The organism is Aeribacillus sp. JST-2 (genome assembly GCF_056032925.1).
This window is the reverse complement of the sequence record NZ_JBVVUU010000033.1, coordinates 19,678-29,201: the sequence shown is the minus strand read 5'-3', so window position 1 is coordinate 29,201 and position 9,524 is coordinate 19,678. Positions and strand designations below refer to the sequence as shown.

Annotated in this window: 8 protein-coding genes; all 8 read left to right on the top strand. The window is 41.2% G+C overall.

Annotation, left to right across the window (positions count from 1 at the left end; all coding sequences use genetic code 11):
• Nucleotides 1-304: 304 nt before the first annotated feature.
• The 8 genes from AC0KTX_RS13540 to AC0KTX_RS13505 all read left to right on the top strand — a co-directional run bounded on the left by AC0KTX_RS13540 (nt 305) and on the right by AC0KTX_RS13505 (nt 9,290).
• The gene (locus AC0KTX_RS13540; RefSeq protein ID WP_474252655.1) at nt 305-1,528 is read left to right on the top strand and encodes a CynX/NimT family MFS transporter; all 1,224 of its coding nucleotides are present in this window, start codon (nt 305-307) and stop codon (nt 1,526-1,528) included.
• Nucleotides 1,529-1,721: 193 nt separating this feature from the next.
• Nucleotides 1,722-2,843 (top strand): ABC transporter ATP-binding protein, encoded by a 1,122-nt coding sequence (locus AC0KTX_RS13535; RefSeq protein WP_094244978.1) that lies wholly within the window; start codon nt 1,722-1,724, stop codon nt 2,841-2,843.
• The gene (locus AC0KTX_RS13530; RefSeq protein WP_445206616.1) at nt 2,840-3,766 is read left to right on the top strand and encodes a carbohydrate ABC transporter permease; all 927 of its coding nucleotides are present in this window, start codon (nt 2,840-2,842) and stop codon (nt 3,764-3,766) included. The genes AC0KTX_RS13535 and AC0KTX_RS13530 overlap by 4 nt, the downstream gene beginning before the upstream one ends.
• On the top strand, nt 3,763-4,575 hold the full coding sequence (locus AC0KTX_RS13525) for a carbohydrate ABC transporter permease (protein WP_094244980.1): 813 nt from the start codon (nt 3,763-3,765) through the stop codon (nt 4,573-4,575). Before AC0KTX_RS13530 ends, AC0KTX_RS13525 begins: the two co-directional genes overlap by 4 nt.
• Before the next feature lie 15 nt (nt 4,576-4,590).
• Complete coding sequence (locus AC0KTX_RS13520; protein ID WP_474252654.1) at nt 4,591-5,940, top strand: ABC transporter substrate-binding protein; 1,350 nt, start codon at nt 4,591-4,593, stop codon at nt 5,938-5,940.
• A 50-nt stretch (nt 5,941-5,990) separates the two neighbouring features.
• A complete protein-coding gene (locus AC0KTX_RS13515) occupies nt 5,991-6,734 on the top strand; it encodes a glycerophosphodiester phosphodiesterase (protein ID WP_474252653.1) in 744 nt (247 codons plus the stop codon).
• A gap of 455 nt (nt 6,735-7,189) precedes the next feature.
• Nucleotides 7,190-7,891: a winged helix-turn-helix domain-containing protein gene (locus AC0KTX_RS13510; RefSeq protein WP_474252652.1), complete on the top strand. Its 702-nt coding sequence runs from the start codon at nt 7,190-7,192 to the stop codon at nt 7,889-7,891.
• Nucleotides 7,881-9,290 carry a sensor histidine kinase gene (locus AC0KTX_RS13505; protein ID WP_474252651.1) on the top strand — a complete coding sequence of 470 codons (1,410 nt, stop codon included), beginning with the start codon at nt 7,881-7,883 and terminating at the stop codon, nt 9,288-9,290. The genes AC0KTX_RS13510 and AC0KTX_RS13505 overlap by 11 nt, the downstream gene beginning before the upstream one ends.
• Nucleotides 9,291-9,524 lie beyond the last annotated feature (234 nt).

Sequence of the window (9,524 nt, the reverse complement as noted above, 5' to 3'; positions counted from 1 at the left end):
TTGTTCGCTAAGTTTTTGAATATTTATGGGTGAAACCCATTTACCAAATGATGAAATTAGTGTATTCTTGTCCATAACGGTTATCCTTTACGATTGGATTTGGACAGGAACCACCTGTACTTCCATTGTAAAGGATTTTTTTGTTTCGAAATCAATAAAAAATTGAACATTCTTAGTATTTTGAATCATCAGATTTAATTACTGCAATGCTAGTGGTTTGTTTTATTGATTTTTTTGGTGATGGGGGATTAGTATATAAATATTGGTTGTTAAGGCAGGCTAAAGGAAATAAGGGGGGATTTTGATGGAGCACAATGCGTTGGAAAGTGCAAAAGCAATACATGCCCGGAATACGTTTTTCATTATCGGCATCATCCTTGTTGCGTTTAATTTGCGTCCGGCCATTACATCGGTGGGGCCGCTCGTCGGTTCTATTCGGGATGATCTAGGAATTACCAATGGGGCGGCAGGCCTTTTGACGACAATTCCGCTCATTGCATTTGCTGTTCTTTCGCCTCTTGCTCCGAAGCTGGGAAATCGATACGGCAATGAAGCAGCTGTCTTTGGCGGGCTAGTTGTACTTTTTGCTGGGATGATTGTCAGATCCTTTGGTTCTACCGTTGGATTATTTTTAGGGACTGTTATGATCGGGATTGGTATTGCTGTTAGCAATGTCCTCCTGCCGGGGATTGTAAAAAAGAAATTCCCAGAAAGAGTTGGTTTGATGACAAGTGTTTATTCAACGGCGATGGGGATGCTGGCAGGCACTGCTTCAGGATTGAGCATTCCACTGTCGGAAGGTTTGGGGCTAGGATGGAGGAACGCTTTGCTTTTTTGGGCAGTATTGGCTATTTTGGCTTTATTTTTATGGCTTCCTCAAATACATTGGAAAGAAGGCCGTGCGCCTCGGCAAACTGGAAACGCAGCAGGTGGATTTTTGCTGCGCTCGCCTCTCGCTTGGCAGGTCACTTTTTTTATGGGGTTTCAATCATTTTTGTTTTATAGTTCCATTGCGTGGATTCCGGAAATTTTACAGGCGGATGGGCTGAATGCTGCAACTGCCGGCTGGATGTTATTTCTTATGCAGATTGCCGGTTTGCCTGCCACCTTTATGGCTCCGGCGCTTGCTGACAAGTTTGCAGATCAAAGATGGATTGTAGCCGTTTTAGGAGTGGTTTATATAGTTGGTTTGATTGGTCTGTTAAATGGAGGCGGTATTTTTTGGATCATCTTATGGATGACTTTCATTGGCATTGGCCAAGGAGCGAGCGTCGGGCTGGCTTTGGCTTTTTTCGGTCTTAGAACGAGAAGCGCCGAACATGCATCTGCATTGTCGGGGATGGCTCAGTCAATCGGTTATTTGCTGGCTGCTTTCGGCCCTATTTTGTTTGGCTTTTTGTATGATCAGACCCATTCTTGGACGATGACCATCATTTCATTTATTGCCGCTTGTGTTTTGATGACGGCGTTCGGTTTAGGAGCCGGGCGAAATAAATATGTTGAAATGGAAGCAGATGAACGGGAATGAAAGCGGATGTTGATTGCCGCTTTTTTTTGTTGAAAAAATGTTTTTTACAAAAGATTCAAAGCAATTTTACAATTTTCCAATCTTTATTAACATTTCGTTAAAAGTTTCCGCTTAAAATAAAATGTATGGAATCCATGTAATTCCCTGTAAAAAAAGGTGGATTCGGCATGTTTCGCAGAAAGGAGATTCCGAAATGAAAAAAGTGGATTTACTCAATGTTTCAAAATCATACGACGGCCATCACTACGTCATTCACGAGATCTCCGTGTCAATCGAAACCGGAGAATTTTTTGTTCTTGTAGGGCCTTCCGGTTGTGGGAAAAGCACGATGTTAAGGATGATTGCAGGATTAGAAAATATATCCGAAGGTGAAATTTGGATAGAGGGGAGAAAGGCCAATCATTTGCTTCCTCATGAACGTGACATTTCAATGGTGTTTCAAAACTATGCGCTGTTTCCCCATTTAACTGTCGAAAAAAACATTCGCTTCGGCTTGCATACAAAGAAAATCAGCAAGCAAGAACAAAAAAGAAGATGCCAAGAAGCGGCTGAAATGCTTGGTTTGACGGAATTATTAGACCGCAAACCTCGCGAACTTTCCGGGGGACAGAGGCAGCGTGTTGCTTTAGCGAGAGCGATTGTCACGCAATCTTCAATTTGTTTAATGGATGAACCTTTGTCAAACCTTGATGCGAAGCTAAGAGCAAAAATGCGTTCGGAAATACGGCAAATCCAGCGGCAATTAGGCATTACGATGATTTATGTTACACACGACCAAATCGAAGCCATGACCATGGCCGACCGCATGATGGTTTTAAATAAGGGGGAAATCCAGCAAATCGGAAGGCCGCTTGATATTTATAATCGGCCTGCCAACACATTTGTCGCCTCCTTTATCGGTTCTCCCCCGATGAATCTTGCGAAGGTGAAGTTTGAAGGGAATGTGCTGATTTTTGAAGATGGGCGAGCCTTTGCCATTTCTGAAAAAGTGAGCAAAACTGTAAAAGAAAAAGATTTGCTGATCGGTATTCGGCCTGAAGCGATCCGATTGGCTCGAAACGGAGAAAATGCCCTAGTGGTCACAACAGTCAATAGTGAAATATTAGGTACTGAAACTTTTATTTCCTTTCAAATGGCAAATGTTCAGTGGGTGGCTCGTTGGAATGGGCAATGGAACATACCAATTGGCAAGAAAATACCAATTGTTGTCAATGAACAAGACATTTTTCTTTTTAGTGCAAAAAATGGCCAACGATTATATTCATCTCCACAAGAAAAAAGTTCATTTTCTTTGGAGGAGGAGATACTGCTATGAAAGCTGAGACAGAGCTGCCGGTAAAGGTTGAAGAAAAAGAAAAAGGGCGGCGGACATTGCCGATGTTTGTCCAAGGAGCACTTTATTTGTCGCCCTCGCTCGTGCTGTTTTCCATTTTTTTGTTTTATCCGATGGCTAGAACAATCTATTTGAGCTTGTTTTTGACCGATGGACAAGGAGAGCCGATCCGTTTTGTCGGGTTCGAAAATTTCACTTATTTATTCCAGTCGCCAAGCTTTCAAAATAGTATAAAAGCTACCGTCTTATTTGTTCTTTATACGGTGCCTGCGGGCATTTTGCTCGCTCTGTTTTTAGCAATTATTGCAAACGAAAAGTTAAAGGGGATCGGTTTTTTCCGAACAATTTTCTCTTCGACAATGGGGATGAGTGTCGCAGCGTCTTCTGTCATCTGGATGTTTATGTATAACCCGGCGATCGGCCTATTCAATCAAATTGTTCAAGTTTTTGGGCTTTCTGAAACGCAATGGCTGCTGGATCCGAAATATGCGCTGTTGGCCGTTTCGGCAGCAACGATTTGGATGAATACCGGTTTTGCTTTTCTTGTGCTGCTGGGAGGCCTGCAAAACATCGATCAACAATTATACGAGTATGCCAAAATTGCTGGTGTCGGCTATTTTTATCAATTAAGGAAGATTACTCTTCCGCTGTTGTCGCCCACTTTGTTTTTCATCATTACGGTTTCGCTGATCAATGCGTTCCAAACCTTTGGGCAGATCGATATGTTAACAAAAGGCGGACCGATTGAAACAACCAATGTGATTGTTTATTCCATTTACAAAGATGCTTTTATAAATCATAATATCGGCTCTGCAAGTGCTCAGGCGGTGCTGTTGTTCTTTGCCATTTTGCTAGTCACATTGCTGCAATTTAAGATTGGCGAGAAGAAGGTGCATTACCAATGAGAACGGCCAAAACCATCATTTTATACATCCTTTTGATCATGTCAGCGGCGGTTATGGTTTTTCCGATCTTTTATGCATTTATGATCAGCTTTATGGAAGGAAGAGAAGTTTTAGGAGGACGCATTATACCGCAATCTTTTACATTTGATAATTACATGTCCGCTTTTGAACGAGTGCCGCTTCTGCGTTATTTGTGGAACAGCTTTATCGTTTCGCTGGCGATCATGGTGGGCCAATTAGTTGTGTCAAGTTTAGCTGCGTTTGCTTTTGCTTTTTTGACGTTTCGTGGAAGAGATTTTCTGTTTTTCCTTTTTATCTCCACGATGATGATTCCATGGGAAGCAACGATGGTTCCGAATTTTATGACCGTGCAAAAATTGGGGTGGCTTAATACATATACAGGTTTGACCGTTCCATTTTTTGCTCTCGCATTTGGGACATTTTTGCTTCGGCAGCATTTCAAAACGATTCCAATCGAATTGTATGAAGCGTCACTGGTGGCCGGCATTTCCCGTTTTCGTTTTTTTTGGAGCGTCGTTCTTCCGGTTTCCAAAACTAGTTTAGTAACCTTAGGGATTTACAGCTTTTTAACGGCTTGGAATATGTATTTGTGGCCGCTTCTTGTGACAAACAATGATTCGGTCCGAACGGTGCAAATTGGTCTGAAGCAAATGCAGTCGCAAGAAATTTCTACTGAATGGGGGGTGGTTATGGCAGCTGTGGTCATCGTTATTTTGCCGACGTTAATTCTGCTGTTTGCTGGACAAAAAAGGTTGCAAAGCGGGTTGACACAGGGCGCAATTAAATAAGGAGGTTGTCCAATTATGAAAAAACCAATGATGCTGCTTTTCTTTTGCCTACTGCTTTTTTTAAGTGCATGTTCAAGTTCCAACCAACCATCCAGTTCTGAAGCAAATGGGGAAAAGCAAAATCAGTCCGATGGAGAAAAAACGGAAGTAATTTTTTGGCATGCGATGGGTGGTGAATTAGAGCCTGTTCTCAATGAAATCGTGGACGAATTTAATAAAAAGCAGGAGAATATTGAAGTAAAGCCGATTTTTCAAGGTTCATATGAAGAAGCGCTGACAAAGTTTAATACTGTCGCAGGTACGAAAGATGCCCCTGCCATAATGCAAATTTTTGAAGTGGGGACGAAGTATATGATCGATAGCGGAAAAATACAACCGGTGCAAAAATTCATTGATGAGGAGAATTATGATACTTCCCAATGGGAAAAAAACATTTCAAACTATTATTCGGTTGGCGGAGTGCAATATTCGATGCCGTTTAATTCTTCAACCCCCGTATTGATTTACAATAAAGATGTCTTTAAAGAAGCCGGTTTGGATCCAGAAAAGCCGCCAATGACATACAGCGAGTTGAAAGACGCAGCCAAAAAATTGACGAAAGGCCAAGAACGCTACGGCTTTTCCATTTTAAATTACGGCTGGTTTTTTGAGGAGCTTTTAGCAGTTCAAGGCGGGTATTTCGTTGACCAAGAAAACGGACGCGAGGGCAATGCACAGAAAGCGGTTTTTAATAGTGAAGAAGGTTTAAGAGTTTTTGAATTGATAGCCGACATGTACAAAGAAGGTACATATTATAATGTTGGAACAAACTGGGATGATATCCGCGCCGCCTTTCAGTCAGGCAAAATCGCCATGTATTTGGATTCCTCCGCCGGCGTGAAAGCAATTGTAGACAACGCCCCATTTGATGTTGGCGTTTCATATTTGCCGGTGCCGGATAATGTTGAAAGACAAGGCGTCATTATTGGCGGGGCATCTATTTGGATGTCTGCGGGCATTGAGGAAGAAACACAAAAAGCGGCATGGGAATTTATGAAATATTTAACAACACCGGAAGTACAAGCAAAATGGCATGTAGAATCTGGTTATTTTGCAATCAATCCAAAAGCGTATGAAGAAGATATTGTGAAACAAGAATGGGAAAAATATCCGCAATTAAAAGTGACGGTTGACCAGCTTCATGATACAAAGCCAACGGCCGCTACTCAAGGTGCGCTTATTTCCGTATTTCCTGAAGCGCGGCAAAAGATTGTAACCGCAATGGAAAACATTTATCAAGGCATGGATCCGAAACAGGCTCTTGACCGGGCCGCCCAAGAAGTGGATCGTGCGTTGGAAGTTGCAAACAAAAAACAGGAAAATTAACATGCAGCGCGAAATGTTTTATAGATTTGTAGTTTTAAGGAGAGATGAAAATGGGTGAAACGATGCATATTTATGCTCATCGCGGGTTTAGCGGCAAATATCCTGAAAACACGATGGCTGCTTTCCGTGCAGCAGCCGAATTAAAAGTGGATGGTATCGAATTGGACGTGCAGATGACAAAAGATGGTGAAGTTGTAGTGATTCATGATGAGCGAGTGGACAGAACGACAAACGGGACAGGTTTTGTGAAAGATTATACGTATCAAGAACTAAGCCGATTTGATGCAGGAAGCTGGTTTCACCCGGATTTTTCAAACGAAATGGTTCCGAGATTGGGAGAAGTTTTGCGGTTTATTTCGTCAATCGGCGATCCGATAACGGTAAACATCGAACTGAAAAACAGTCTGTTTCGCTATTTGAATTTAGAGGAAAAAGTATTGCATGAGGTATATCGCTATACTTTGCAGGACCGCATTATTATTTCATCATTTTGCTACGAAAGTTTGGAAAAGGTTCGAAGTTTAGACGAGAACATTTCTTTAGCTTTTCTAATACAAGGCATCAAAAGAAATGCCGTTGAGAAAGCGAAAGCCATTCGTGCGGACATCCATTGCCAAAAATCTTTTGCCTTAAGTAAATATGGAAAAGAAGCTGTCAATGAAGGATGCCGTTTAAGGGTTTACACTGTCAATCATGTAAAAGACTATATCCCCTTGAAGGAGGCCAATGTGTCTGCCATTATCACAGATGTTCCGGATGCATTTATAAGCCTTGTAAATGAAGGGGCTGTCTGAAAAAAGACCATTTTCGTATCATATGTTTCCAAATAAAAGGCCCAAGAATGTTGATATAACAACATTCTTGGGTTTTGCTTTTTTATGATTAGGCTGAAAACCCATTTTTCAGGTTCAGCTTTTAGTTGAAAATGCCGCATATGCAATGGTTGCAATGGCCGGATCGTACGTCGCCAAGACTTTGAAAGGACAAGTACACATATATGATGGGAAAAATGATAATTTTAAAGGCTTTTGCCTTTTGGACGATATGCTCAACAGCGCCTTTAAAAAATACATTTATCCTCTCCCTCCGTTGCTGTTTTTCATGAGTAAGCTTATCTAAAACAGATGAACAAATTATGACAAACTGTTTTGGAAAAATTAATTTATCGGAACAGAGGCTGCGGCGGTTGATTCTGATTACCGGCTCGTTTATTTTGAAAATAGAGATTGTTTTTGCGGGAGGATAACGAATGAAAATATTGGTGATTGAAGATAATGAAAGCGTCTGTTCGATGCTCGAAATGTTTTTTATGAAAGAAGGCATCGAGGGGGAGTTTATTCATGACGGATTGGAGGGCTACAAAAAATTTAAAAGCGGCAAATGGGATTTGCTCATCATTGATTGGATGCTGCCAGGGATGGATGGTGTATCCCTTTGCAGGAAAATACGAGAGGAAGAGTATGGTGTTCCGATTATTATGTTGACGGCCAAAGACAGTGAATCAGATCAGGTGATCGGACTCGAAATGGGAGCGGACGATTACGTCACGAAACCGTTCAGTCCATTAGCGCTGATGGCTCGAATAAAAGCTGTAACGAGAAGATATCAACAGCGTGGAGACCAAAAGCAGGAACATGTAGTGACAACGAAACATTTTAAAGTGAGCAAGGAAACGAGAGAGGTTTACTTTAACGGGAAGCCCATAAAAAATTTAACCCCGAAGGAATTTGATTTGCTCCATCACTTTGTGACGCATCCGCGCCAAGTGTTTACGAGAGAGCAATTGCTGGAAAGTGTTTGGGGTTATCAGTTTTACGGCGATGAGCGCACCGTTGATGTTCATATGAAAAGATTAAGAAGAAAGCTCGGGACGGAGGCGCAAAACTTCTTCCATACGGTGTGGGGAGTCGGATATAAATTCGACGAAACGGTGACTAATGATGAAGCTTAAATATATGCATCAGCTGCTGCTCAGTCATATCGGTGTTTTAGTAGTTGCCTTTTTAATTTTGAGCTTTAGTTTTGCGAAATCTATTGAAAATTATGTTTACCAAAACAAGGTGGACGAGCTAATTTCTTACGGCCGCAGCATTTTAAATGACTACAGCCGCGACAACTTTGGCGGGAGCCGGATTTTGGATCAATATCGCCAAGTGTTGAAGTCAAGAAACATTTTATTCAGTGTATTTAATAATAACGGGGAAATATTTTATCCTGAAGCCGGATTTTTTCCGCAGTTTACAATTTCCCAAAAAGAGTGGGAAAGTTTACAAGAAGGCAATATTGTTGTCGTCAGGCAAGATTTGAAAAGGTTTGATCAGGCGGTATCCCTTGTCGCCCTGCCGTTTATTGATAATGGGGTGCTGTTGGGCGGCGTTCTTCTTGTTTCCCCGATCAGCGGAACAAGAGGGATGATCAGCGAGATTAATAAATTTTTATTTTATACGATTTTGATTTCTTTATCCGTCTCCTTTTTGTTAAGCGGCCTTCTATCGAAACTGCATGTGCGCCGGATACAAAAGATTCGAGAGGCCACATCAATCGTATCATCAGGAAATTACGATGTGCAAGTGAATGCTTCAAGCTTTGATGAAATCGGTGAACTAGGAAGCGATTTTAATGAAATGGTCAGAAAACTCAAAGCATCACAAGAAGAAATTGAAAGGCTTGAGAACAGAAGAAGGCAGTTTATTGCCGATGTTTCCCATGAATTGAAAACACCGTTAACAACGATCAGCGGCGTAATTGAAGGTTTAAAAAACGGCATGATTCCCGAAGAAGAACGAGAGCGCGGCATTCAATTGGTAAGCCAAGAGGCAAAACGATTAATTAGGCTGGTAAATGAAAACTTAGATTACGAAAAAATCCGTTCCAATCAAGTGAAACTGCATAAAGAACTCATCAACTTGATGGAGATGTTTGAAATTGTAAAAGAACAGCTGTCCATTCAAGCCGAGGCGGAAAAAAATGAAATTATCATTGATGCGGTTGAAGATGTTGTGGTTTATGCCGATTATGATCGATTGATTCAAGTATTCATCAATATTGTAAAAAATAGTATTCAGTTTACAAAAAACGGAAAAATCTATTTACGGGGCCGAACAGGACACAATGAAACGATAATTGAAATTGAAGACACAGGGATTGGCATGGAAAAAGAAGAAATCGAGAATATTTGGCAGCGGTTTTATAAAGCGGATTTGTCCCGAACAAATAACAAATACGGAGAGTTTGGATTAGGTCTGTCCATCGTTAAACAGCTAGTGCTTCTTCATAATGGGGAGATCAATGTAACAAGCAAAAAAGGCGAAGGCACGAAATTTGAGATCAGACTGCCCTTAGATGTATAGAAATGGGGAAGATAAAAATAAAATATTTGCCCGGTATAAAAACGAAGGAGTTTTGAGGAAAACGAATAGGCAGTTTGCAAATAACGCTGTTGTTCAATGATTTTTATCCCACGCTCGAAACTTAATCTTTCTCATTTCGTTTGCAAATAACGCTGTTGTTCAATGCTGCTTCGTCCTCAAAGATTGTCTGCGCAGGCGTTCAATAATAGCAAATCTCCGCTTTTGTTTGTTCAC